The organism is Collinsella sp. AF16-8, assembly GCF_003462695.1.
In the GTDB taxonomy this organism is placed as follows: domain Bacteria; phylum Actinomycetota; class Coriobacteriia; order Coriobacteriales; family Coriobacteriaceae; genus Collinsella.
Map to the genome: position 1 here is coordinate 35961 of NZ_QRXX01000006.1, position 23977 is coordinate 59937.

Sequence of the window (23977 nt, forward strand, 5' to 3'; positions counted from 1 at the left end):
ATCGTACTTATCCACGGAGAAACGCGTATGCGCTCGTTGCCGCTATGGCTCCGTCCGAAACAGCGGTCACAACCTGGCGTAAACGTTTGGAACGGATATCGCCAGCGGCAAATAGACCTGGCGTGCGGGTCGCCATGGATTCATCAGTCAGAATGCCGTCATCAGGCGCCAGATCGACTAGATGCTCAACAAGCTCGGTATGGGGCTGCGTTCCGGTAAAGACAAAGATGCCAAACGAGCCGGGCTCAAATGACTCGGTATGAGTCTCGCCGGATGCATTGTCCTTAAAGGTAATCGTCGTTGGCATGGCTTCGCCCGATAGCTCCACAATACTAGTTTGGTACCTAACTGTAATATTGTCCTTTGCGAGTACTTTCTGAACAACACCATCGGGCGCACGGAACTGGTCGCGGCGCAGCACGATGGTCACACTGCTGGCAATGTCGGACAGGAACAGCGCCTCTTCGCATGCCGAATTGCCACCACCGATTACAAAAACCTGCTTGCCGCGGAAAAACATGCCGTCACATGTTGCGCAATATGAAACGCCACGACCGCGATACGTATCCTCGCCTGCGAAACCTGCCGGACGCGGCGTGGCACCCATGCAAGCGATAACGCTCGAGGCCAGCGTATCGCCCATATCGTGATGTACCGTAAACAACGCTGCATCGGCATCGTAATCGATACCCGTAACCATGCTCCATGTAACCTGTGCTCCCAGGCCCTCTGCATGCTGCTGAAAACGCTCGCCGAGTTCGGCGCCACTCAGGAGCGGGAAACCCGGATAGTTCTCGACCTCATTGGTTGTGGCGATCTGCCCTCCCGACATGCCCTGCTCAATCACGATCGTCGTCAGGTTGGCACGCGCAGCATAAATGGCGGCAGCATAGCCCGCGGGGCCGCCACCGATAATCGCAACATCGATCGGCTTATCGGTAGTCATGAAGCGTCCTTTCGTCGAAACGTTGTCGTTCTTTGCGCTCGTACCCAAATTTACGTGAACGTGACACTCATGCACTACAATGATAAAACCGTATTACAAAGCTGAAGGGGAGTTATCGATGGACCAGGCGCAGACGAGTGACGACGCTCCCCTGCTCACGCACAGCACTCCTCAATCGGAGCAAACCACGCTCCTGGCTCAGCAAAAACCTCTCGTGACCATCGTGCACGCCTCCGTTGGCTCGGGCCACAAGGCCGCCGCAAATGCGATAGCGCAGGCATTCGACCTCATCCGCGGCACCAATGGCATCCCCGAGGATATTGAGATTGAAGTGCTCGATATCCTTGATTTTGGACGTATTAAATTCGACGGCAATAAGACCGCGGCTTCTTTTACGGGAGCCACGCGCCCCATTTACGACCTGACCTGGCGATATACGCTTACGGGACATCTTCTCTGGGGTGGCGGAACGGCATGGTCGCGAATTATGTTCCCCGCCTTCAACGAATATATTCGTAGCCGCAGGCCCATAGCCGTGGTTGCAACGCACATCACAGCAGCCAATGTTGCCGTGGGCGCCCGCGTAATTACGGGTATCGATTATCCGGTCATCTGCGTACCGACCGACTACGAAGTCGAGGGATGGTGGCCCCACAAGGACACCGATTTATTCTGTGTTGCCAACGAATTTATGGCCGAAACGCTGCGTCCGCGCGAGGTGCTCGAGACAAAGATTCGCATTACCGGCATTCCTATTCGCGCCGGATTCGACACGGATTACGATCGCGAGGAAGAGCTAGCTAAGTTCAACCTCCCCACCGACAAGACCGTCGTGCTGGTAATGGCAGGTGCCAGCTTGCCTCAACCGTACGTTCGCTTTCGCGCGGAGATGGACCGCACCCTCCCCTTCCTACGCAGCTTCGAAGACATGCACTTTGTCTTTTTGCCGGGCAAGGATAAGGAATACGCCGCCCGCCTCAAGACACTCTTCGATGCCATGAAGCTCGAAAACGTCACGGTGCTGGACTATGTCGACGACATGGCGGCCCTCATGCACGGCTGCGACCTGGCAATTCTCAAATCGGGCGGACTCACCGTCACCGAGTGCCTATGCGCACATCTGCCGATGATCCTGCTGGGCAAGTCCTATGGCCAGGAAAAGGCCAACACCACCATGCTCACCGGCATGGGCGCCAGCATGCATGTCACCACCGCACGAGAGCTCATCGTTACCCTACGTCACTTGCACGACCATCCCGAATCACTCAAAGCCCTACTCATCAACGGCGAAGTACTACGCCGCCCCCACGCAGCCGAAGACATAGCCATCGCAACCATGGAGCTCGTAGGCAAACCCCAAAAGCGCAAACGAGCCTTCTGTCGCTTCTACTGGGGCGGAAAACCCGCGCATATCCGCTAGCGTCTTTATGTCCGCTTACCTGCGGGAGGCCCCTATATATCATCCCATGCTCAAACATTCTCGCTTCGCTGCGAAACTGCGCGTGGGACGATATATAGGGGCCTCCCGCAGGTAAGCTGCGTTTACGTACTAGCAGCTATACCAGATTCCCCACCACTAGAACCTTCAAAGGCGAAACCGGAAAATCTAAATACAGTAAGCCAATGCGACAAAGGGATTGTTCCTTTGTCGCATTGGCTTACTAGAATGTAAATATTTTTTCAAGCGAGTAGCCGCCCGCCTGCCTCTCACACATATCGTTCCACGCGCAGTTTCGCAGCGAGCGAAACGAAGCGAGAATGTTTGAGCATGGAATGATATGTGTGAGAGGCAGGCGGGAGGGATACGAGCGCCCCGCGAGAATGTTTGAGCACGGGATGATATATAGGCCCCTCCCACTGGTGAGCGGACGATTGAGTTTAAGCGACGCCGCTGGAGCCGAAGCCTCCTTTGCCTCGGTCGGTTTTGTCTAGTTCTTCTACTTCTACGAGGTTGACCGTGGGGACTTCTTGGATGACGAGTTGGGCTATGCGGTCGCCTTTGTTGATTTGGATGTCGTTGGTGGGATCCAGGTTGATGAGGATAACCTTGAGTTCTCCTCGGTAGTGAGCGTCGATGAGGCCCGGCGTGTTGACTATAGACAGGCCCTGCTTGATGGCCAAGCCGCTGCGTGGCTGGACGAAGCCGGCGTAGCCATCGGGCAGGGCGATGGCCAGCCCCGTAGAGACCAGACGGCGTTCGAAGGGCTTCAGGACGCAGTCCTCGTTGGAGCGTAGATCCAAGCCGGCATCGGTGGGATGGGCGTATTTGGGAAGCTCGACGGTGGGGTCGAGACGCTTTATGTTGACGGAAATGTTGGACATGGAATCACCTTAGCTTGTCGAGCTCTTGCAGAAACTCATCGACGTCTTTGAAATCACGGTAGACCGAGGCAAAACGGATGTACGCAACCTTGTCGATCTTGGCCAAGCGCTTGAGCACCATGTCACCCAACTCATGGGACGTGACGGCCGTCAGCGTGCGAGAGCGAAGCTCAACCTCGATGTCATCGATAATCTCATTGAGCTTCTTAGTGTCGATATCGCGCTTGATGGTGGCGCGCATCAAGCCGACGAGCAGCTTATTGCGATCGAACCGCTGCTTGGTTCCGTCTGACTTAATGACCTCGATTGGGTCTTCGCATCGCTCGAACGTTGTAAAACGATAGTTACACGAGCAACATTCGCGGCGGCGCTTAATGGTGTTATTTGACTCCTGCATACGGGAATCAACGACGCGGGTATGTGCCTTGCCGCATTTGGGACAGCGCATGGTACCTCCTCTTAAACGATAACAAGGGTACCATGCGCAGCGCGATAATGATTACGAACGAGCAGGAACCTTAAGATGCGCACCGGCGGCGAGCGAACCATGCTCCAGATGATTGACGTTACGGATCATGTCGGAAGTCTCTTGCGTGGAAAGGCCTTCGATTGGATATTCCTCGGCAAGCGACCAAAGAGAATCGCCAGGCTGAACGCGAATGGTCTCGTATGTAACGTTGGAAACGGACTCGGCATACACGGCATGACGAGCGCTAAAGACCGACGTAGCGAGGACAAAGAAGAGCGTAAGCGCAACGGCGACGGCGACAATCGTCGGAACCTTCAGGGCAACGCGGGCCGGCGCGACTACAGCCTGCTGATTGCGCGCAGGCTTTACGGTCAAAGGCTGAAAGCCGGAGCGGCCACCCTGAACAACCGTAAAAGTGGGTTCTGCAGGCGTCTCGAGCTTAAGGGCGAGGTTTCCCTGGACCATATTCGTTGCGTTCATCATGTTCTCCTCTCGCGTGTTTTGCTGAGAACAGTTTTATCAAGCCGCGCGGACAAAAATGTCTAGCGCGAGAACGAATGTTCGGTTATTATTATCTTCGAACAGTTGTTCCTGTCAAGCAAAATTCGAACATTTGTTTGACATGGGTAGAGAGGATGCCCTGATGGCTCGCAAAATTACCAAGCGTCAGCAGCAAATTTACGACTTCATCAAGGAATATCAGCAGGAGAAGGGTTATCCGCCCAGCGTGCGCGAGATGGCTTCTGCCGTGGGCCTTTCCTCCCCAAGCACCGTGCACGCCCATCTCTCTGCCCTGGAGGCGCGCGGGCTGCTCAAGCGCGATGCCACCAAGCCGCGTGCCCTGGAACTCTTTAACGAGGACGGTTCCTCTGTCTCAATTTCTAAATCTGACGAGCCCACCGCACCTCGCGGAACGGTCTCGCTACCGCTCGTTGGTCGCGTCGCGGCCGGGATTCCCATTCTGGCCGAGCAGAATATCGAAGACACGTTTACTATCCCGACCGAAATCGCCACTGATCAGGGTTCCTTTATCCTTGAGGTACATGGGAGCTCAATGATCAATGTCGGCATCTTCAATGGCGATTACATCATCGTCCGTGAACAAAAGAGTGCCATGAACGGCGAAATTGTCGTGGCCATGATTGATGGTTCAGCGACCGTCAAGACGTTCTACAAGGAGCAGGGACGCGTACGCCTGCAGCCCGAGAACGACACCATGGAACCTATCTATGCAACGAATCCCGTTATCCTGGGCAAAGTCGTCGGCTTGATGCGCCGATTCTCGTAATGCAAAAACGCATAACCATCTTTGATACCGTCCGCGGGTTTACGATGATTTCTATGGCAGGTTTTCACGCTTGCTATGATCTCGCCTACCTGTACGGCTGGGATATGCCCTGGTTTACCCAGTCAGTCTTTCAAGACATCTGGCGCGCCAGCATCAGCTGGGTATTTTTGTTTATCGCGGGTTGGATGTGCACCCTTTCGCGCAACAATATCAATCGTGCCGCTAAATACGCCTTAGCAGCACTCGTTGTCTGGTTGGCAACAACACTTGTCTCAGTCGACGATTCGGTTAATTTTGGCATCATCTACTGCATGGCCGCATGCACCGGCATCGTGGCGTTGACCGATCCCGTCCTTAAGAAGATAACGGCAAGATGGGGCATGCCCCTATGCCTTGTGTTGTTCGCCATCACCTGGAGCATCCCCAAAACGATCTACCCTGTCCCCTACCTGGCGTGGCTGGGATTTCCGAGCCCTGGGTTTGTCTCAGGTGATTACTACCCCATCATCCCGTTTATCTTTATGTATCTTGCAGGATACTTCGCCGCACACATAGCGAAGAGTATCGATAAGACCGTCCCTAGCTGGGCCTACGTCAACCCCCTGCCGGCGCTCGCCAGGCTTGGACGTCACGCTCTCCCCTTTTATCTGCTGCATCAGCCCATCATTCTGGGCATTTTGGAGCTCGTCTACTCGGTGCGATAACGCTCGAGCCGCGGTGCAATACGAGCCGGCAACTTCGCCACAATGCGAACGCCGTCCTCGAGATATTCCTCATGCAGAAGGGTTCCCTGCTCATGCACCAGCGTGATGAGAGCGCCCTCGCGATACGGGATATCAGCGGAGAGCAACACATCGGTGGCAGCTGCCTCGCGAGCAATCCGGTCGACGAGATCGTCGAGCCCCTCGCCCGTTTGGGCCGAGAACAGAACGGCCTCCGGATAGCGACGACGGAAACTCAATCGATCGACGCTATCGAGAAGATCGATTTTATTGAATACGGTCAGCGTCAAACGCTCTCCGGCGCCGATCTCATCAAGCACGCGGTCGACAGCCTCCAGCTGCCGCTCATAGTCCTCGTCAGACGCATCTACGACTTTGAGAATTAGATCGGCACCCAACACCTCGGACAGCGTCGATTTAAAGGCATCGACCAGGCCATGCGGCAGCTTTTGAATAAAGCCGACGGTATCGGTAATCGTCATGCCGCGACCGCCGGGCAGGCGATACGAACGCGTCGTCGGGTCGAGCGTAGCAAACAGCTTGTCCTGCGAAAGTACCGTAGAGCCAGTCAGACGATTGAGCAACGTCGATTTACCGGCATTGGTATAACCGGCTAACGCGACGCGAAACGCCGGGGACTCAATGCGACTCTTGGATTGAACATCGCGACGCTGTTCAACCTGCTTGAGCTCACGACGAAGCGCAGCGATCTTATTACGAATGAGGCGACGGTCGACCTCGAGCTGACTTTCGCCCTGACCAAAACGTGAGCCGATGCCGCCGCGCGTCTGCTCCTTAGCGAGATGGCTCCACATGCCACGCAGGCGAGGCAACAAATATTGAAGCTGTGCCAGCTGTACCTGCAGGCGTCCCTCACGCGTCTGAGCATGCAGGCCAAAGATATCCAGGATCAGTGCAGTACGATCGATAATCTTTACCGGCTCGCCCACGGCTTTCTCCAAATAGGATTGCTGCGAGGGGGTCAGGTCGTCGTCAAAAATAACGACATCGGCATCCATGCGATGCACCAGGCCGCACAGCTCTTCAACCTTACCGGAACCGATAAACGATTTAGGATACGGCTTTACCAAACGCTGCGACAAGCGTGCCACGCACTGGGCACCAGCTGTGTGGGCAAGACGCTCCAGCTCATCAAGCGAGCGATCGAGCGGCCATGCATTATCGCGCCACTCAACACCAACTAAAATGGCACGCTCGGGCTCGGGTGCCGTGGGAACAAGGGGGAAACGGGGCATTAGGCAGCCTCAATACGATGCAGGATATCCTCAACGATCTCATCGATCGTACATTCATCCATATCAAACCACACGATACGGTCATCGCGCTTAAACCACGAAAGCTGACGCTTGGCATAACGACGCGAACGCATCTTAATGAGTTCGCGAGCCTCATCCATGCTCATCACGCCATTGAAAGCATCAATGATCTCTTTATAGCCAATTGCCTGCATCGACGTCAGGGCATCTCCCAGACCCTGGGCCATAAGACCGCGGACCTCATCGACAAGACCCTGCTCAAACATCAGATCGACGCGCAGATTAATGCGCTCGTAGAGCACCTCGCGATTACGCGTCAGACCAAACCATAGGGCATGATAATGCTCGCGCGGAACACTAAACTGACTTTTTTGCTGTGCATAGGAGATACCATCATCATGCATCTCGAGCGCACGAATCACACGGCGCACGTTATGGGGATGAATAACAGCAGCCGATTCTGGATCGCGCTCGGCAAGCAGGGCATGAAGTTCTTCCTCGCCAATACGCTCGGCAAGCTCCTGATAGCCCACACGGCGATCGTCCTCAAGTTCACCCGAGGGAAAGTCCATCTCATCGAGGGCTGCCTTGAGATATAGCCCCGTACCTCCGCAAAAAACCGGCAGGCAACCCGAACCAAGGAGACGTTCAACATGCGCGCGAGCGTCAGCCTGATAAAGCGCAGCAGAATATGCCACACCCGGCTCTACAATGTCGACGAGACGCAGCGGCGCCGTGCACTCATCGGGCGCCATCTTTGCGGTACCGATGTCCATGCCGCGATAGATTTGCATCGCATCGCACGACAGCACTTCGGACGAAAGACGAGCTGCCAAACGGTCGGCAACATCGCTCTTACCAACCGCCGTCGGACCGACGATTGCAACGGCGGAAAGACCTGCCCCGGAAGCAACCATTAGCGAGGCTCGCCCACAACGGAGCCGGACAAATACCAGGTCTTGGCAACGTCAACGTCAACATCAACGATCTTGCCAACAAGCTGATCGATGCTGTAACCCTCGGGGATAGGCGCGTGCACAGTCTGATTCTTGGGACTCTTGCCCAGCAGGACCGCGTCGTTCTTTTTACTCGTTCCCTCAATGAGCGCCGGAAGCACAGTATGAAGCGCACCCTGGTTATACTCGTGTGCCGTGGTCTCGATAACCTTAACCAGGCGGTTGAAACGCTCGAGAATAACCTCATGCGGCGTAGGATCGTCAATCTCGGCGGCCGGGGTACCGGCGCGCTTGGAATAGATGAAGGTATAGGCCTGAGCATAGCGGACCGTCTCGGCAAGTGAGAGCGTCTGCTCAAAGTCTTCTTCAGTCTCGCCCGGGAAGCCAACGATAATGTCGGTCGAGAGCGCGATATCGGGCATGCGGTTGCGAATGCGATCGACCAGGCCCAGATAGTCCTCGCGTGTATAACGACGATTCATCTCTTTGAGGATCCGCGTCGAACCTGACTGGACGGCCAGGTGCAGTTGCGGCATAACGGCAGATGTCTCGGCCATGGCGTCGATGGTCTCGGGCAGCAGATCCTTGGGATGCGAAGACGTAAAGAAGATACGCTCCACGCCCGTATCGCCCACGGCACGCAGCAGATCGGCAAAACGCGGCTTGCCAAACAGATCGCGACCATATGAATTAACGTTTTGGCCCAACAGCGTAATCTCACGCACGCCCTGGCGCACCAAACCGGTCACCTCGTCGACAATCTCCTCGAAGGGGCGGCTCTTTTCGCGACCGCGCACGTACGGCACGATGCAATAGGTGCAAAAATTATTGCAGCCCGTCATGATGGGCACCCAAGCGTGATACTGAGTCTCGCGATGCCACGGCATGCTCATGGCGTCCGTATCCTCATGCTCATTGGTGCGGATATGACGCTTGCCATCAAGGAACGCCTCGGCAATGAGCTCGGCCACATGCGCGATGGAATGCGTGCCAAAGATGACATTGACGTTATCGACGTTGGTGAGCAGGCCCTCGCCATCGCGCTGCGCGATGCAGCCACCAACGGCAACCACGCGCTTGCCAGAAGGCGAAGGCGGCAGGCTTTTGCAGGAATTGCACTGACCGTACAGGCGAGTATCGGCGGCCTCGCGCACGCAGCACGTCATGAAGACAACGATATCGGCATGCGCGGGATCGAGCGCCATGAGGCAGCCATACGAATCAAGCAGACCGCTCACGCGCTCGGAATCGTGCTGATTCATCTGGCAGCCAAAGGTGCGGATAAAGTAGGTTTTACCGGCAAGAATATCGCGTACGGAACGCTGGTCCATGTGCATAAGTCCTAACGATGGGGAGCGAAACAAAGCAAGCAGAAGCTATGCCACAGGCTTAACATCATCAATGACGACGTTATCCATAGCAGCTCGATTGATCTGGTGAACGTAGATAGAAAGGCGGATGGCCGTGCGCGACTCCCCGTTAATGAGGATGTCGGAGAACACGGGCGCGCAGGAAATATCAAAACCGGTTGGAATCAAAAAACCGCGCGCGATAGCAACGGCCTTAATGGCCTGGTTGACGGCACCGGCGCCGACACACTGGATGTTGACGGGTACACCATCCTTGACCATGCCGGCGATGGCGCCGGCAACGGACGCGGGCGATGATTTGCTTGATACCTTCAGGCAATCCATGAAGAAACTCCTGCATTTAAAAGTACGTTTTAACTGCAATAACTGTATCGTACCGAGTGGACTCGGTAAAGGCACTATTCCTCTTTGGCAAGATCAAAGGTCACGGTGATTCGATCACGCGAAACGCGAATCTTTGGGTCGCCGCAAAGGTTGAGATAGTACCGGGCAGCAAGGTCATTAAAATCGTGCTCCACAGCACGCGAAAACTGTGCCATATCGTCCTTGGCAATACGTAGCCCGCGACGATCCTTCGCGAGATCGACAGGAGCCGGCGCATGCGAGGACGAGTCGCGCTCGCGCAGCAGACGCGCGGTCACACCGCGAACAGGCTTAATCTGCCCTGCCAAAATGCGATGGGCCGTGCGCTCGGACATCTCAAGACCCAAACCCGAACAGATACGGATAAAGTCCTCGGCATCAGAAGCAAGGCCTAAACGATCGACAACCGGAAGCTCGCTCTCGTCATCAATGAACAGGAGACGAGACGTATCAAGCCGGCTTGACGCCTGAGCATAAAGGGTCGCGGCAATCTCGGACGGAGAACCAAGATAGACATCGCAACCACGCAACTCCTCGAGCGCAAACTCACAAGCAGCGCGAATAATATTATGCGGACCGCGAGCACAGACATAACGTCCGTCCTCATCCTTGACGGCCTGGGGCCAGCTGGACTGATCGGCACGCTCACTGAGGCGGTCGGCCGCGACGCTCACCTTAAAGGCTGAACCAAGATCGACGCCGGACGTGACCACACGGGCCTCATCGGTGTTCTGCTTGATCGAAAACAATGCCATGCCACGACCGTGAACGCCCCAACGGTCCATCTTCATGCTCTCGAGCTTGGAGGTAACGCGGGCATCAAAGATTCGCTCTTGCATATCCTGCGGAACGCCCGAACCGTTATCCAGAAAGACAAGCGTGCGGACGCCGTCTTCCTTGGTCGTGGCGAGATAGACCTTGTCGGCGCCGGCATCGCGAGCATTACGGAGCATTTCGATGACGATATCCTCGACATGCTGAATGTCGTGCTTTGCCTGGCGCCGCTCGGCCTCCGAAACGCGGAGGCGGACATACCCCTCGCCAAGGTTCTCCTCGACGCGAAGGTTGCCCTCCCCCGACATCGACGCGATAAATGAGATGAGCTCGTTCGCGTCGCTCATGTTATTTAGCGATATCGACAGCGCGGCTCTCGCGAATCACGACGACGCGCACCTGACCGGGATACTCCATCTCTTCCTCGATCTGATGGGCGATATCGTGAGCCAGGACCGTGGACTGGGCATCGGAAATCTTGTCCGGCTGGACCATGACGTGGACCTCGCGACCGGCCTGCATGGCATAGGTACGTTCGACGCCGTCATGAGAGTTGGCGATCTCCTCGAGCTTCTCAAGACGCTTGATGTAGTTCTCGGCAGACTCGCGACGGGCACCGGGGCGAGAGGCAGAGACAGCATCGGCGGCCTGTACCAGGACATCGAGCACCGTATTGGGGTCGACATCGGCATGGTGAGCCTCGATAGCGTGGACGATAACGGGCTTCTCGCCATAACGGCGGGCAAGCTCGGCGCCGATGACGGCATGCGGGCCCTCGACGTCGTGGTCGATTGCCTTGCCCAGGTCGTGCAGCAGGCCGGCGCGCTTGGCGGTCACAACGTCCAGGCCAAGCTCGGAAGCCATCACGCCGCACAGATCAGAGACCTCGAGGGAATGCTGAAGCACGTTCTGACCAAACGAGGTACGGTAGCGCAGGGCACCAAGGGTCTTGACGATCTCGGGGTGCAGATCGTGGATGCCGGTATCGAAGGCAGCCTGCTCGCCAGCCTCGCGCACGCGCTGCTGAACCAGGTCGGCGGCCTTGTGATACATCTCCTCGATACGGGCAGGGTGAATGCGGCCGTCGGCGATGAGGTTCTCGAGGGCGACACGGGCGGTCTCACGACGGACCGGGTCGAAGCTCGAAAGAACGACGGTCTCGGGCGTGTCGTCGATCACGAGGTTGACGCCGGAAACCTGCTCGAAGGTCCGGATGTTGCGACCCTCGCGACCGATGATACGGCCCTTGAGGTCATCAGAGGGAATGTGCACGGAGGTAACGGTGACCTCGGCAGTGTGATCGGCAGCGCAGCGCTGAATCGCCAGAGACAGAATCTCCTGGGCGGTCTTGTGGCACTCGGCGCGAACCTGCTGCTCGGACTCGCGAATGATCGTGGCGGCCTCGTGGGTGACCTCGCCGCGAACCTTATCGAGGAGCTCCTTGTGGGCGTCCTCGCGGGTAAGGTCGGCGATACGCTCGAGCTCGGAGGTCTGCTTTGCGCAGAGCTCCTCGAGCTCACGGGAGCGCTTCTCGACCTGACCGGCCTGGCTGGACAGCTGATGCTCGCGCTTGTCGAGAGCGTCGTTGCGGCGATCGAGGGATTCCTCGCGCTGCATCACGCGGTTCTCGAGCGTACGAATCTCGTTCTTACGCTGCTTGTCCTCGGCCTCGGCGGCCTGCTTGTTCTTGATGATCTCCTCTTTAGCCTCGAGCAGAGCCTCTTTTTTGAGGGTCTCGGCCTGACGCTTGGCATCACCGATCAGGGACTCAGCCTGTGCGTGTGCCGACTGGATTTTTTCGTCGGCCTCGTGAAGACTACCCTGCTTGGCGGTGCGCATGTAGGCAATGGCGGCGATGGCACCCAAAACGATGCCAACGAGCGCTGCGATGATAGGCATGCTCACTCCTTTTTATGGATTCGTTACACAACAAAGCGAACCGTCCTTACGAACGGCTCGCGACATTTGAGTAATATGGGCGCAGCTTATGCGGGTCGGATACAGATAAACATATAAACAAACTCATCACAGATGAGCACATATCACAAAGCAAATGACAGTGTTTATCGTACGTTGAACCACAACAACTGTCAAATAAATGGCCCCAGCACGGCGGCTAAAACGCGGTGAGCGGCAGGGCCACAAAACGCATACGCCTAAACCGCACATTCCTCACGTTCGGCATCGAGACGTGCCTTAACGGCATCGGCGGCGATGTGATACGAGAAGCCCTTGCCCATCAAAAACCGAACCAGTTTTTCGAATCCGCGCGTCTCTGGAACACGCCGCTTGGCGAGCAGGGCTGACGCACGCGCCAAATCGTCTTCGACGGCAAAATAATCCTCCGGATAACCGGGAATGTCATCGAGCACGACATGACGGCGCTTGAGCTCGGTCTCGATTTTACGCTGTCCCCAACCGCGCCGCTTGCGTTCCTCGATAAAGTACGAGCAAAAGCGGTTCTCGTCTAAAAAGCGATACTCGGTGGCGCGCTCGACGGCGAAATCGATCGCGGGCTGGCGAAAGCCGTAGCGTGCCAACTTGTCACAGACCTCACCCGTCGCATGGTCGCGTCGCGATAGCATCTCGGTCACCATGGTAAGTGCACATTTACGCTCGATGAGCTGCACCGCTTCACGAAAGTTATCCCAATCACAGGGAAGATCGGGGCGATTTTTGACATACAGGCGCGCGACCCGCACGGGAATCCAAATGGACCGCTCAAAACCGCCCTCAAGCTCACAATCGATATGTGCGCAAGGCTTTTTGGACGCATACCCGCTCGAGAACGAGGAGGCCGCCTTCTTATCGGGAAAGACGACCGTGGCCTCGGTCACCGTATACGACATGAGCGTAACCGCTACTCGTCGTCATCATCGAGCATGGCGGAACCATCGATGGCGTAAAGCTCGTCAAACTCCTCAGGCGCAGGCTGATCGGTCAGCTCGACCTCGGACGGAGCATCGTCATCAAACTCAAGCCCGCAGGCAAGGCGGACCTTATGCTCAATCTCGTCGGCGCAATCGGGGTGTTCGCGCAGGAACGCCTTGGCGGCCTCGCGACCGTTGCCGAGCTTGTCCTCGCCATAGGCAAACCAGGAGCCCATCTTCTTGCAAATGCCGCACTCGACAGCCATGTCCAGAATCGAGCCCTCCTTAGAGATGCCCGTACCGTACATGATGTCGAACTCAGCAGAACGGAACGGAGCTGCCACCTTGTTCTTAACGACCTTGGCGCGCACGCGGTTACCGATAACTTCATCCTTAAGCTTAATGCTGTCGATGCGGCGAATGTCGATACGCACCGAAGAGAAGAACTTAAGGGCGCGGCCGCCCGTCGTGGTCTCGGGGTTGCCGAACATGACGCCGATCTTCTCTCGCAGCTGGTTAATGAAGATGCATGTCGTGTTGGACTTGGACAGCGAGCCGGCGAGCTTGCGGAGCGCCTGACTCATCAGACGAGCTTGCAATCCGACCGTGGTATCGCCGATCTCTCCCTCGATCTCGGCACGCGGGGTCAGCGCGGCGACGGAGTCGACGACGATGGCATCGATGGCGCCGGAACGCACGAGCATGTCAACAATCTCGAGCGCCTGCTCACCCGTATCAGGCTGGGAAATCAGTACCTCGTCGATATCCACGCCAATGCGCGCGGCATACGTGGGATCGAGCGCGTGCTCGGCATCGATAAATGCCACCACGCCACCCATTGCCTGGGCTTCGGCCAGGATCTCGAGCGAAAGCGTCGTCTTACCGGAGGACTCGGGACCGTAGATCTCGACGATACGGCCGCGCGGCACACCGCCGATACCCAGAGCGGCATCGAGTGCCAGAGCGCCCGTGGGGATGGCCTCAACCTCAAGCTCGGGGCCGCCGTCACCATACCTCATGATGGAGCCTTGACCGAACTTCTTCTCGATCTCGGCCTTGGTGGTGGCGATCATCTCATCGCGCTCTTTACCCGTCGTGCGAGCATGAACGGTACGTACGGGACCTGAATTCTTGGCCATGAATAGCCCTCCTCTTAACAACCTGCATCGATAATAAACGAACGGCTGTTCGTGGTCAACCGTTCAGGCCAATCATATGCAGGCAGTCTTTCCAAAACCCAACCAAACGCCGACCAAACACTGACCAAATGCTTGACCACAAAGGGGCAAATAAGAACAAGAAAGGCAAAAATACACCTATGACCAGCGCAAACGCTAAATTCGTCAGAGGTCCCTATCTCCACAATTAAGGGGCCCGAAGGCCCCTTAAAACACGTCTATTCCATAGAGTTAAGCACAAGGACAATGCGTCCCAATGCCTCCGCGACCGCATGGGCACGAACACACGAACGGTCGCCCTCATAGTGGCAGCGCACAGAGTCCACGACCGGCACTTCCCCATCAGCCGCGCGATACGCCCAGCCAATATAGAAAGTGCCAGCCGGATCGTCCTCAGTGCCGCCGCCGGGGCCGGCATAACCCGTTGCGCTCACTGCAATATCGCTCTGGTACAGCTCCAGCGAACCCGCCGCCATCTCGCGCGCGGTCTGATGCGACACCGCGGTATAGCGGTCGAGCGTCTCCTGATCAACGCCCAAAACGCGATGCTTGATCTCATCGCAGTAGGTCACCGCACCGCCACGCAGCACCGCCGAGGCGCCCGGGATATCGGCAATCGTCGAGGCGATCATACCTGCCGTCAGCGACTCAGCCGTCGAAACCGTCACGCCCCGAGCGCTCGCGCGCTCGACAATATGACGCGCCAGCTCCTCGTTATGTGCGGAAATCTGCTCAAAAGAGTCCGTCATACCCACCAGGACCTAGACCGAAAAGACGATCTTGCGGCAGTTCCAGAAGTACTGGGCGCCCGAGATAACGGTCAGGACAACGGCAACGGCGTACAGGAAGCGCGACACCGAGTAGATGCCGAGCGTCAGCGCCAGCGGGCCAAGGTGCAAGCCGGCCATCGCAAAGACGCACAGGTAACCGCAGATGGAGACCATCGTAGTCGCCGTCTTGTACTTGCCAAGCTTATCGGCGGCAACGACCACGCCGGCGGCACTCGCGACCATGCGAAGGGCGCTCACCAGAAGCTCACGGAACAGGATAATGAACACGGACCACACGGTCACAGCGCCAAAATCCAAGAACAGCAGCAGAGCCGAGAACACCAGCAGCTTATCGGCGATGGGGTCCAAGAACTTACCGAAATCGGTAATCTCGTTGCGCGAGCGCGCCAGATAACCGTCGACCTTATCGGTGCACGACAGGATAACATACAGAATGAAGGCAGCGGCGGCGAGCGGGCCGTCGAAGGTGCTCCAATCTGTACCGGCAACACTCGTGTGAGAAAGCGCCGACACGATCATGAACACCGGGATAAAGACGATGCGAACGCACGTCACGATGTTGGCGGGCGTCCAAACACTCGTCAGTTCCTTATTGCTCTCGTTTGCCACGATGCTCTCCTACTCCACAACATGGCCGATAAGCTCATAGCAGAAGCTATCGGTAAACTCGACCGTCAGAATATCGCCCACGGACGCCTCGCTGGCGTCCAAGTGCACCGCGCCATCGGAATCGGGCGCCTGGAACCAAGCATGGCCGATCAGCTCGGCGCCGTCCTCGGTCTCCTCGATGCCGTCGACGATCACCTGGGCGCGCTCGCCCACATGTGCGGCGGTGGCGGCAAAACCGAGCGACTCGGCCAGGTCCATGGCCTCCTGGGCGCGCTCGAGCTTGACCTCCTCATCGACCTGACCCTCCATCTTGGCGGCCAGGCTGCCCTCCTCCTGCGAGTAGGCAAAGACGCTCGTGTAGTCAAAGCCGACGGTGTCCATAAAGTCGATAAGGTCGCGGAACTCGTCGTCGGTCTCGGTCGGGAAGCCGACCATGGCCGTGGAACGGATCACGATGCCGGGGATACGCTCACGCAGATCGCGGAACAGGTCCTCGAGCTCCTGGCGCGAACCAGAACGGCGCATAGCCTTGAGGATGCGCGCGTCGCAGTGCTGCACGGGGATATCGATATAAGGCAGCACCTCGGGCGTATCGCGAATCGTATCGATAAGCTCGTCGGTCATGCCCTCGGGCTGCAGATAGAGCACGCGGACCCAGACGTTGTGCGGGCGCACGGCCTCGGCGACGGCATGCAGCAGCTGCGCCAGATTGCGCGGCGAGCCATCGGTGACGTCTTCGTCGGCAAAGTCGGTGCCCCAAATACCCGTGTCCTGGCCAATCAGCACGATCTCGCGCACACCGCCGGCAACCAGGTCGCGTACCTCGGAGATAATGCTCTCGGCATTGCGCGAATGATAGCGACCGCGAATATAGGGGATCATGCAGAAGCTGCAGAAGCGGTTGCAGCCATCGGAAATCTTGACGTAGGCGACAGCGCCCTCGACAGTGCGCTTTACTTGCGGAATATAGGCAGCGATCTCACGCTCGACACCCAGCACGCCATCGATGACCGCCACGATGCCGTCCTCCTCGTCGGCCTTCACAAAGGCAGCGACCTCGGGCAGCTCGTCAGGCAGGTCGTCGCCATAGCGCGACGGCACACAGCCGCACATGACGATGGGACAAGAACGAACGCCGTCCTGAACCTCGTTGGCGAGCTCGAGCGTGGTCTCGATGCTCTCGGACGTTGCGGAGGCGAGGAACGAGCATGTATTGACGATGGCGATATCGGTATCCTGTGGGTCGAATGCCTCCTCGTAGCCCGCGGCGGTCAAAAGAGAACGCATGCGGTCGGTGTCAACCTCGTTCTTAGCGCACCCGAGGGTGATGTAGAGCACGGAGCCCAACGGTGTATCCATGTTGGAGAGCAGTCCTTTCGAATGATATTAGCGGTAGTTGGTGAACTGCAGCGGCTGGCCGTAGTCCTGGTCGCGCAGGAACTGGATCACGGTCTGCAACGCGTCCTTCGAAGCAGAGGAAACACGCAGCTTGTCGGCCTCGATAGTCACCTTGACCTTGAGCTTTTGGTCCTTGATGTCCTTGTTGATCTTCTTGGCGGTCGTCTGGTCGATACCCTCGACGATATGGCCGAGCACGCGCACGGTGCCGCCCGATGCCGCCTGCGGAGCATCCCACGAGACAGCCTTGAGGTCGATGCCGCGCTTGATGAGCTTGGAGCTCAGCACGTCGATAATCTGCTTGGAGACAAAGTCGGCCGGGGCGTTGATCGTAAAGAGCTTGTCGCCCTTCGAAAGCTCGATCGTGGCGCCGGAATCCTTCAGGTCATAGCGCTGGGAAATCTCACGCGTGGTTTGCTGGAAGGCGTTGTCGACCTCTTGCATGTTAACCTCGGACACGACGTCGAAGCTGGAATCTTTAGCCATGATGTTTCCTTTCGCGTACGAGCGGCTTAGTAGCTATCGTACGAATAGTCGGTAGAATCGGTGGGCGTCTGGCCGTCAGTTGCGGTATCGGCGCCATCCGTGGACTGGGCATCGGTGCCGTCGGTGGTGTCGGCACCATCGGTGGTGTCGGTACCATCAGAACTTTCACCATTCTCGGAACCAGTCGTCTCCTTCTTGGGAACGGTGATCGTCACACGCGCCACGCCCGAGGTCTTGGTATCGTAACGGACCTTTTCGCCGTTCTTGGTAACGGTGACATCGGAAGGCTTGGACGTGGTGATCTCGATCGAGGACTCAGGCGTGTACTCCTGCTCAAAGGGGCCAGTCGCCTGGGCGCCATAGACCGACTTGCCATCGACCTTGACCTCAATCCAGGCGGTCTTTCCCTTGGCAACGGAGACCTTGACCTTCGTTACCTCGTTTTCTTCCTTTTTAGCCGTCGTCTTGGTGGCGTCCGAATCGGTCGACTCATCCGTCGCCTCATCGGTGTCTTCGTCCTCGTCGACCGTTTCGGTCTTCTTAGAAGACTTCTTGGGCGTCGTCTTGGTAGCAGTGGGCGTCTCGGGCGTGGTCTCGGGCGTCGAAGATGCGCAGCCGCGCAGAAGTACCACGATGAGCACGATCAGCAGCAACGCCACGGCACCGATGCCGGCGTAGACGATACGCGGATCGAGACCGTTGTTTTGAGGAGTACGGGAACCGCCGCGTCCACGACTGGAACTGCTGCGGCCGCCTCCCTGAGGCATACGACCACGATTGCTGTCGGAACGGCCGCGATAGCCACCCTGGCCCTGAAGGCTGCGCTGACCCGAGCGGGGCGCAAGTTCACCGCGGCCTTGATAGCCACGCTGGCCCGCACGCGGAGCCGAAGAGCGCTGGCCATACGGCTGTGATTGAGAGCGAAGACGCGGCGTCACCTGCGTGGCATCGGCGTCCGCATAGCCACTGCGAGAACGTCCGGTGGAGATACCACGGTGACCGCGATCGGAATAGCCGCCGTCGCCGTAGCCGGCACGAGGGTCACGCGCCACGCCGCGGGCAGCGGGAAGTGCACGGTCCTCGGGCATCGGCGTACTGCGGAACCGGTCACGCTGCGAGCGAATCTCCTCGCCCGAACCCGTCTCGGTGATATAACCGGCCTGCTGAGGACGCTGTCCATAGCGAGTCGAACGACCGCCCTGAACCATCAGGAAGCGCCCGTTATCGACAGAGGAACGCGAATTGACGTAGCCGGCGGCGTCCTGAAAACGACCGCCCTGCTGCGACGTCTCGCGCTCGTATGCCATCAGCTCGTCAAAGTAGGCATTGACGACCTCGCGCGGATTGAGGCCCAAAAAGCGAGCATAGCTCGAAATCATGCCCTGCGCATAGCCGCGCGGCGGCATCGAAGCAAAGTTACCGGTCTCGAAAAACTCGATGATCTGCGGCCTGATTTTGATGGTGTTGGCGACCTGCTGAATGGAAAGGCCCATTCGGCGACGCTGCTCGAGCAGCATGTCACCAAAGCGTGCAGCCATCAGAATCCTCCAAACTCACGATCTTCACGTGCCATCTCGGCGTCGACAGATTCCAGCGCGGCAAGCCCCTCCTCGTCCAACAGGACCTCGCGCGGCTTGGAACCGTCGGGCGGGCCGACGACACCCTTTTCTTCCAGCATGTCCATAATACGCCCGGCACGCGCATAGCCAACCTTCAGACGACGTTGCAGGCCAGATGTGGAGCCAAGCTGCGATTCCACCACAATATGGGCGGCTTCCCAAATGAGCGGATCATCGTCTTGCGGCTCGGCTACTCCGGTGCGGACAATGCCGCCGCCACCCGCCATGGACATGGAAGCGGGCGCCACGGCAGACAGGATCTCCTCGTGGTAGTCGGGCTCACTCTGCGACTTGACGAACTCGACAATCTCGTTGATCTCATCATCCGAGACAAAGCAGCCCTGGATACGGCGGGGCTTGCCCCAGTCGACCTTGGAGAACAACATGTCGCCCAAACCGGTGAGCTTCTCGGCGCCCATCTGGTCGATGATGACGCGCGAGTCGATGCCCGTGGCGACGTTAAAGGCGATACGGTTGGTGATGTTGGCCTTAATGAGGCCCGTCACCACGTTGGAACTCGGACGCTGAGTCGCCACGATAAGGTGGATACCGGCGGCACGGCCCAGCTGGGCGATACGCACAATCGAAGCCTCGACGTCCTTGCCGGCAACCATCATCAGGTCCGAAAGCTCGTCGATGATGATGACCAGGTAGGGCATCTTTTGCGGCGGGTTATCGTAATGCTCAAACTCGCCGGCGGCCTGCTTTTCGTTATAGGTCGAGATCTTGCGCACGTTAAGGCGCTCGAAGACCTTCAGGCGGCGCTCCATTTCGGACACTGCCCACTGCAAGGCACTCGCGGCCTGCTTGGGCTCGGTCACTACGGGGACGTAAAGATGCGGCAGGCCGTTATAGCCTGCAAGCTCGACGCGCTTGGGGTCGACCATGATCAGGCGAACGTCCTCGGGAAGGGCGCGCATGAGCAGGGTTGTGATGATGGAGTTGATCATGACCGACTTACCGGAACCCGTGGTACCGGCGATCAGCAGGTGGGGCATCTTGGCGAGGTCGGCGACGACCGGCGTGCCCTCGGCGTCGCGGCCGATGGCGAGCTCGAGCGGACCGCCCTTCACATAGGGCAGCACGTCGCCCAGATTGACGTTCTGGCGCTTGCGGTTGGGAATCTCGATACCAACGAGAGAGGTGCCGGGGATCGGGGCAAAGATACGAACCGACTGGGCGGCGAGCGAAAGCGCAATATCGTCCTCGAGGCTCGAAATCTTGCTCACGCGCTCGCCCTCGCCAGGTTGCAGCTTAAAGGTCGTCACCGTGGGGCCGGCGATCCAGCCGACCACGCGGGCACTGCGGCCAAACTCAAGCAAGGTGGATTGCAGTGACTCAGCGGTCTGCTCCAGCTCCTTATCCGAAGACGCGGCAGAAGCCGACTGCGGGTTGGCATGTAGGATTTCGAGCGGCGGAAGCTTGAGGCCGTCCTCTTCTTCGCCCTCGTTATCTGCGGCGCCGCCGTCCGCTCCCCCATCACGAGCCGCAGCCGATTCGACAGCACTCGTGGCAGGCGCATCGGCAACCTTGGGATGCTTTAAGAAGTCGGGAATCTGAGGTGCGGCCGAAACAGGGTTCACGGCAAACGGCGGCTCGGACTCGTCAACCTTGTCCGGATCGTCCTCCATCGAAAGCTGTCCAGTGACCTGACCGCGCTTGGCGTGGCGACGCGGCAGCAAGGTTGTCTTGGCGGTCTCGAGCGGAGCCTCGTCGTCCTCGTCGTCACCCTCGGTGAGCTCAATCTCGCTATCGGACCAAGACGGGTCGGGCTCGCTTGTGTTGAGCTTGGGCGCAGCCTTGCCCTTCTTGGCATGGCGGCGCGGCAGCAGCGTGGTCTTGGCGCGCTCGGCTTCAACCGACTCGGATACGACGACAAATGGGTCATCGTCCTCGTCGTCATCCAAAACCGGGTCGACATCGCCACCCATGACCGTGGTCACCGCGGCGTCAGTCCCCTTCTGGCGCAGAATGCTCAGGTGCGGACGAGCGACGCCGGGAACAGACAGGGCCTCTTCATCGCCCCACGGGCTGGCGTTGACATCGGCACGACGGCGTTCGGCAAAATCTGCCGCACGATCGCGGGCAGAGCGCAGCACACCGCCCACCGAAAAGCCAATGATGACAAAACCAACGACGGCCAGACCCAACAGGACCACCATCGCGACAGGCTTACCCAGGGCATTCTGCAGCGCACTCGCAATAAACGCACCAATGTAGCCACCCGACACGGAAAGGTTCTGCGGCGTAAACATAAGGTCGCACGAATCGCTCGTGCCCGGCACCATCAGCGAAAGAATGGAGACGACGGCGATAAAGACCACGGCGCCGCCCGCGACAGAGCGCACGTTGAGCGGCGAGTCCTCACCCAAAAAGAGCGTGGCGGCAAACAGCAAGATGACGATCGGCAGCACGTAGGCGCCCAGGCCAAAGCCCAGGTGATAGAACCCGGCAACCGCAGCCGTCACGGGCGCTGTTGCCGGAGAGATCACGGCAATGAAGGACGCGATCGCCAAAACGGCGATGACCACACCGGCGATATCGCGATTGGCCGAAGGCTCGACCAGGGGCTCAAACTCATCAAACTCGGACTCGTGGCCCTTATTGGCACGCAGATGGGAACCGGCACCCTTAGCAGATGCCGGTTGGTTATTGGCCTTATTGCCTTTGGCGTTTTTTGCAGATCCGCGCGCCAAACTAAACCTCCATGACGACCGGGATGATCATCGGACGGGTGCGCGTACGGCTCCAGATAAAGTTAGAGAGCGAATCGCGCACGGCCTTGCGAATGGCATCGGAACCGCTGCTGGTAAAGCTAAACTTACCCTTCTCGATCGTCTTCATAATGGACGCGGAGGCATCCTCGGAGAACTGGTCGTCGATGGCAAACGAGACGCCGCGGCCCGAGAACTCGATGGCCTCGATCTTCTTGTGTTTGAGGGAGACGATGGCAACGGCCGTGACCATACCGTCATTGGCGAGCTTCTGGCGATCGCGCAGGACGATGGGGTCGGTATCGCCGATACGCAGGCCGTCGACGTAAACGACACCGGACTCGACGGGCGTACCGCGCTTGACGATACCACCGCGCATCTCGAGCGTGTCGCCGTTATCGAGGATAAAGATATGATCGTCCTTGATGCCCATCTTGCGGGCCAGCTGCGCATGGGCGCGCAGATGCACGGCCTCACCGTGAACCGGCATAAAGTACGTGGGCTTGGCCATGGCCATCAGGAGCTTGAGCTCCTCCTGGCTACCGTGACCGGAGACGTGGACGAGAGCGCGGTTCTTATCCCACACGTCGCAGCCGAGCTTGGCCAAGCTGTTGACGACCTGCTGGACGGCTTTCTCATTGCCGGGAACAGGAGTTGCCGAGAGGATAACGGTATCGCCCTCGTGAATGGAGAGCGTCTTGTGCTCGCCATTGGCCATGCGGGACAGGGCCGACAGCGGCTCGCCCTGCGAACCAGTGCACATGACGACGATCTTGTCGTCAGGCAGGTTATCAATATCGAAGGCATCGATGATATCGGCATCATCGATGTTGAGATAACCGAGCTCGCGCGCCACGCGGGTGTTCGTGAGCATGGAGCGACCGGTCACAACGACCTTACGGCCGCACTTGCGGGCGGCATCGCAGATCTGCTGCAAACGATGGATGTGGCTCGAGAACGATGCGACGAACACGCGACCCGGGGCGTTCTTGATGGCGTGCAGCAGGTTGGGACCAACCTCGGCCTCGGACTTGGTAAAGCCGGGAACCGTGGCATTGGTGGAGTCGGAAAGCAGCAGGTCGATGCCCTGCTTGGCAAAGCGGCTGATAGCGGCATAGTCGGGCGTGACGCCGTCGATGGGCGTCTGGTCGAGCTTAAAGTCGCCGGTGTGCATAACGGTGCCCTGGTTGGTGCGAATGAACACGCCCAGAGCGCCGGGGATGGAGTGCGTCATCGAGAAGAAGTCGAGCGAGATGCCGCCGAGGTTGACATGGCTGCCGCCCTTGACCTCACGGAACTTGGGTGCGCGGATGCGGAACTCGGAGAGCTTGCCCTCGATAAAGCCGAGCGTCAGCTTGCTCGAGAAGATGGGCACCTTATTGTTGAGGTCCTGCAGCAGATACGGAAGCGAACCGGTGTGGTCCTCGTGGCCGTGGGTGACGATGATGCCGCGGAGCTTCTCCTCGTTCTCAAGAACATAGGTGTAGTCGGGAAGCACCAGGTCGATACCGGGCTGGGAGTCATCCGGGAACATGAGGCCAGCGTCGACGAGCACCATGTCGTCGCCGCACTCGAAGACCGTCATGTTCTTGCCGATGCCGTCAAGGCCGCCAAGCGGGATGATCTTCAAGGGAGATGATTTTTTAGCTGCCATAGGTTAGTGTGTTTTCCTTTCTTCGAAACGGGTCTGGAACAACCGACGGGGCGCTTCTGGCAAACCGACCGCCGGGAACGTACAAACATGCATCACCGAGTCGATGCAGTAACCACAGTATGATACCCATTTGCACAACAACAGACCACCCATGCATCAAAGCCCCATCTG

General features: G+C 58.2%; 22 protein-coding genes. 3 read left to right on the top strand and 19 right to left on the bottom strand.

The features are described 5' to 3' along the window. Window positions 1-7: 7 nt before the first annotated feature. Window positions 8-946 (bottom strand): NAD(P)/FAD-dependent oxidoreductase, encoded by a 939-nt coding sequence (locus DWW73_RS06330; RefSeq protein WP_117779063.1) that lies wholly within the window; start codon window positions 944-946, stop codon window positions 8-10. A 118-nt stretch (window positions 947-1064) separates the two neighbouring features. Here DWW73_RS06330 and DWW73_RS06335 point away from each other — a divergent pair, with 118 nt between their 5' ends. After that, window positions 1065-2366 (top strand): glycosyltransferase, encoded by a 1302-nt coding sequence (locus tag DWW73_RS06335; protein WP_117779064.1) that lies wholly within the window; start codon window positions 1065-1067, stop codon window positions 2364-2366. Between the two features lie 458 nt (window positions 2367-2824). On the opposite strand, the gene dut is transcribed toward DWW73_RS06335, so the two are convergent. Genes dut through DWW73_RS06350 form a run of 3 tightly spaced genes read right to left on the bottom strand, consistent with a single transcriptional unit; the run spans window position 2825 to window position 4217 of the window. Continuing rightward, on the bottom strand, window positions 2825-3268 hold the full coding sequence (gene dut, locus DWW73_RS06340) for a dUTP diphosphatase (RefSeq protein WP_117779065.1): 444 nt from the start codon (window positions 3266-3268) through the stop codon (window positions 2825-2827). Between the two features lie 4 nt (window positions 3269-3272). Next, on the bottom strand, window positions 3273-3716 hold the full coding sequence (gene nrdR, locus DWW73_RS06345) for a transcriptional regulator NrdR (protein WP_022093781.1): 444 nt from the start codon (window positions 3714-3716) through the stop codon (window positions 3273-3275). A 51-nt stretch (window positions 3717-3767) separates the two neighbouring features. Beyond that, window positions 3768-4217 (bottom strand): LysM peptidoglycan-binding domain-containing protein, encoded by a 450-nt coding sequence (locus DWW73_RS06350; protein WP_158563795.1) that lies wholly within the window; start codon window positions 4215-4217, stop codon window positions 3768-3770. 163 nt (window positions 4218-4380) lie between these two features. Between DWW73_RS06350 and lexA the strand changes: the two genes are divergently transcribed. Both lexA and DWW73_RS06360 read left to right on the top strand, forming a co-directional pair. Next, on the top strand, window positions 4381-5025 hold the full coding sequence (lexA, locus tag DWW73_RS06355) for a transcriptional repressor LexA (RefSeq protein WP_040359862.1): 645 nt from the start codon (window positions 4381-4383) through the stop codon (window positions 5023-5025). Then, on the top strand, window positions 5025-5729 hold the full coding sequence (locus DWW73_RS06360) for a heparan-alpha-glucosaminide N-acetyltransferase (protein ID WP_117779067.1): 705 nt from the start codon (window positions 5025-5027) through the stop codon (window positions 5727-5729). The genes lexA and DWW73_RS06360 overlap by 1 nt, the downstream gene beginning before the upstream one ends. Here DWW73_RS06360 and hflX read toward each other — a convergent pair. The 15 genes from hflX to DWW73_RS06435 form a co-directional block, all read right to left on the bottom strand. Beyond that, entirely contained in the window at window positions 5714-7003 is a 1290-nt protein-coding gene (gene hflX, locus DWW73_RS06365) for a GTPase HflX (RefSeq protein WP_117766609.1), read from the bottom strand. The genes DWW73_RS06360 and hflX overlap by 16 nt on opposite strands. Continuing rightward, complete coding sequence (gene miaA / locus DWW73_RS06370) at window positions 7003-7941, bottom strand: tRNA (adenosine(37)-N6)-dimethylallyltransferase MiaA (protein WP_117779068.1); 939 nt, start codon at window positions 7939-7941, stop codon at window positions 7003-7005. The genes hflX and miaA overlap by 1 nt, the downstream gene beginning before the upstream one ends. Next, window positions 7941-9311 carry a tRNA (N6-isopentenyl adenosine(37)-C2)-methylthiotransferase MiaB gene (miaB, locus tag DWW73_RS06375; RefSeq protein ID WP_117779069.1) on the bottom strand — a complete coding sequence of 457 codons (1371 nt, stop codon included), beginning with the start codon at window positions 9309-9311 and terminating at the stop codon, window positions 7941-7943. The genes miaA and miaB overlap by 1 nt, the downstream gene beginning before the upstream one ends. Window positions 9312-9356: 45 nt before the next feature. Next, window positions 9357-9674 carry a stage V sporulation protein S gene (locus DWW73_RS06380; RefSeq protein ID WP_117564291.1) on the bottom strand — a complete coding sequence of 106 codons (318 nt, stop codon included), beginning with the start codon at window positions 9672-9674 and terminating at the stop codon, window positions 9357-9359. Window positions 9675-9748: 74 nt separating this feature from the next. Continuing rightward, a complete protein-coding gene (locus tag DWW73_RS06385) occupies window positions 9749-10834 on the bottom strand; it encodes an ATP-binding protein (RefSeq protein ID WP_117779070.1) in 1086 nt (361 codons plus the stop codon). A gap of 1 nt (window position 10835) precedes the next feature. Next, the gene (gene rny / locus DWW73_RS06390) at window positions 10836-12386 is read right to left on the bottom strand and encodes a ribonuclease Y (protein ID WP_089573375.1); all 1551 of its coding nucleotides are present in this window, start codon (window positions 12384-12386) and stop codon (window positions 10836-10838) included. A gap of 257 nt (window positions 12387-12643) precedes the next feature. Further along, window positions 12644-13336, bottom strand: coding sequence for a regulatory protein RecX (locus DWW73_RS06395; RefSeq protein ID WP_117564289.1), 693 nt, complete (start codon window positions 13334-13336; stop codon window positions 12644-12646). Window positions 13337-13347: 11 nt separating this feature from the next. Continuing rightward, window positions 13348-14496: a recombinase RecA gene (gene recA, locus DWW73_RS06400; protein WP_022094695.1), complete on the bottom strand. Its 1149-nt coding sequence runs from the start codon at window positions 14494-14496 to the stop codon at window positions 13348-13350. Window positions 14497-14753: 257 nt separating this feature from the next. Next, entirely contained in the window at window positions 14754-15284 is a 531-nt protein-coding gene (locus DWW73_RS06405) for a CinA family protein (protein ID WP_117758511.1), read from the bottom strand. 12 nt (window positions 15285-15296) lie between these two features. Continuing rightward, window positions 15297-15845: a CDP-diacylglycerol--glycerol-3-phosphate 3-phosphatidyltransferase gene (gene pgsA, locus DWW73_RS06410; protein WP_231500751.1), complete on the bottom strand. Its 549-nt coding sequence runs from the start codon at window positions 15843-15845 to the stop codon at window positions 15297-15299. A 99-nt stretch (window positions 15846-15944) separates the two neighbouring features. After that, window positions 15945-17294: a 30S ribosomal protein S12 methylthiotransferase RimO gene (gene rimO / locus DWW73_RS06415; protein ID WP_117779071.1), complete on the bottom strand. Its 1350-nt coding sequence runs from the start codon at window positions 17292-17294 to the stop codon at window positions 15945-15947. A gap of 27 nt (window positions 17295-17321) precedes the next feature. Further along, on the bottom strand, window positions 17322-17819 hold the full coding sequence (locus DWW73_RS06420) for a YajQ family cyclic di-GMP-binding protein (protein ID WP_117758513.1): 498 nt from the start codon (window positions 17817-17819) through the stop codon (window positions 17322-17324). A 26-nt stretch (window positions 17820-17845) separates the two neighbouring features. Further along, window positions 17846-19357, bottom strand: a complete 1512-nt coding sequence (locus DWW73_RS06425) for a helix-turn-helix transcriptional regulator (protein ID WP_117779072.1) — start codon at window positions 19355-19357, stop codon at window positions 17846-17848. After that, window positions 19357-22134, bottom strand: a complete 2778-nt coding sequence (locus DWW73_RS06430) for a DNA translocase FtsK (RefSeq protein ID WP_233509145.1) — start codon at window positions 22132-22134, stop codon at window positions 19357-19359. Before DWW73_RS06430 ends, DWW73_RS06425 begins: the two co-directional genes overlap by 1 nt. A 1-nt stretch (window position 22135) precedes the next feature. Next, complete coding sequence (locus DWW73_RS06435) at window positions 22136-23806, bottom strand: ribonuclease J (RefSeq protein WP_117654800.1); 1671 nt, start codon at window positions 23804-23806, stop codon at window positions 22136-22138. Between the last annotated feature and the right edge of the window lie 171 nt (window positions 23807-23977).

Coding starts and splice junctions, on each gene's coding strand:
- miaA (WP_117779068.1), bottom strand. CDS start 7,941: ATGGTTGCTTCCGGGGCAGGTCTTTCCGCCGTTGCAATCGTCGGTCCG.
- DWW73_RS06335 (WP_117779064.1), top strand. CDS start 1,065: ATGGACCAGGCGCAGACGAGTGACGACGCTCCCCTGCTCACGCACAGC.
- DWW73_RS06380 (WP_117564291.1), bottom strand. CDS start 9,674: ATGGATTGCCTGAAGGTATCAAGCAAATCATCGCCCGCGTCCGTTGCC.
- recA (WP_022094695.1), bottom strand. CDS start 14,496: ATGGCCAAGAATTCAGGTCCCGTACGTACCGTTCATGCTCGCACGACG.
- DWW73_RS06435 (WP_117654800.1), bottom strand. CDS start 23,806: ATGGCAGCTAAAAAATCATCTCCCTTGAAGATCATCCCGCTTGGCGGC.
- hflX (WP_117766609.1), bottom strand. CDS start 7,003: ATGCCCCGTTTCCCCCTTGTTCCCACGGCACCCGAGCCCGAGCGTGCC.
- nrdR (WP_022093781.1), bottom strand. CDS start 3,716: ATGCGCTGTCCCAAATGCGGCAAGGCACATACCCGCGTCGTTGATTCC.
- DWW73_RS06385 (WP_117779070.1), bottom strand. CDS start 10,834: ATGAGCGACGCGAACGAGCTCATCTCATTTATCGCGTCGATGTCGGGG.
- miaB (WP_117779069.1), bottom strand. CDS start 9,311: ATGGACCAGCGTTCCGTACGCGATATTCTTGCCGGTAAAACCTACTTT.
- DWW73_RS06360 (WP_117779067.1), top strand. CDS start 5,025: ATGCAAAAACGCATAACCATCTTTGATACCGTCCGCGGGTTTACGATG.
- dut (WP_117779065.1), bottom strand. CDS start 3,268: ATGTCCAACATTTCCGTCAACATAAAGCGTCTCGACCCCACCGTCGAG.
- rimO (WP_117779071.1), bottom strand. CDS start 17,294: ATGGATACACCGTTGGGCTCCGTGCTCTACATCACCCTCGGGTGCGCT.
- lexA (WP_040359862.1), top strand. CDS start 4,381: ATGGCTCGCAAAATTACCAAGCGTCAGCAGCAAATTTACGACTTCATC.
- DWW73_RS06405 (WP_117758511.1), bottom strand. CDS start 15,284: ATGACGGACTCTTTTGAGCAGATTTCCGCACATAACGAGGAGCTGGCG.
- DWW73_RS06330 (WP_117779063.1), bottom strand. CDS start 946: ATGACTACCGATAAGCCGATCGATGTTGCGATTATCGGTGGCGGCCCC.
- rny (WP_089573375.1), bottom strand. CDS start 12,386: ATGCCTATCATCGCAGCGCTCGTTGGCATCGTTTTGGGTGCCATCGCC.
- DWW73_RS06420 (WP_117758513.1), bottom strand. CDS start 17,819: ATGGCTAAAGATTCCAGCTTCGACGTCGTGTCCGAGGTTAACATGCAA.
- DWW73_RS06395 (WP_117564289.1), bottom strand. CDS start 13,336: ATGTCGTATACGGTGACCGAGGCCACGGTCGTCTTTCCCGATAAGAAG.
- DWW73_RS06350 (WP_158563795.1), bottom strand. CDS start 4,217: ATGAACGCAACGAATATGGTCCAGGGAAACCTCGCCCTTAAGCTCGAG.
- DWW73_RS06425 (WP_117779072.1), bottom strand. CDS start 19,357: ATGGCTGCACGCTTTGGTGACATGCTGCTCGAGCAGCGTCGCCGAATG.
- pgsA (WP_231500751.1), bottom strand. CDS start 15,845: ATGATCGTGTCGGCGCTTTCTCACACGAGTGTTGCCGGTACAGATTGG.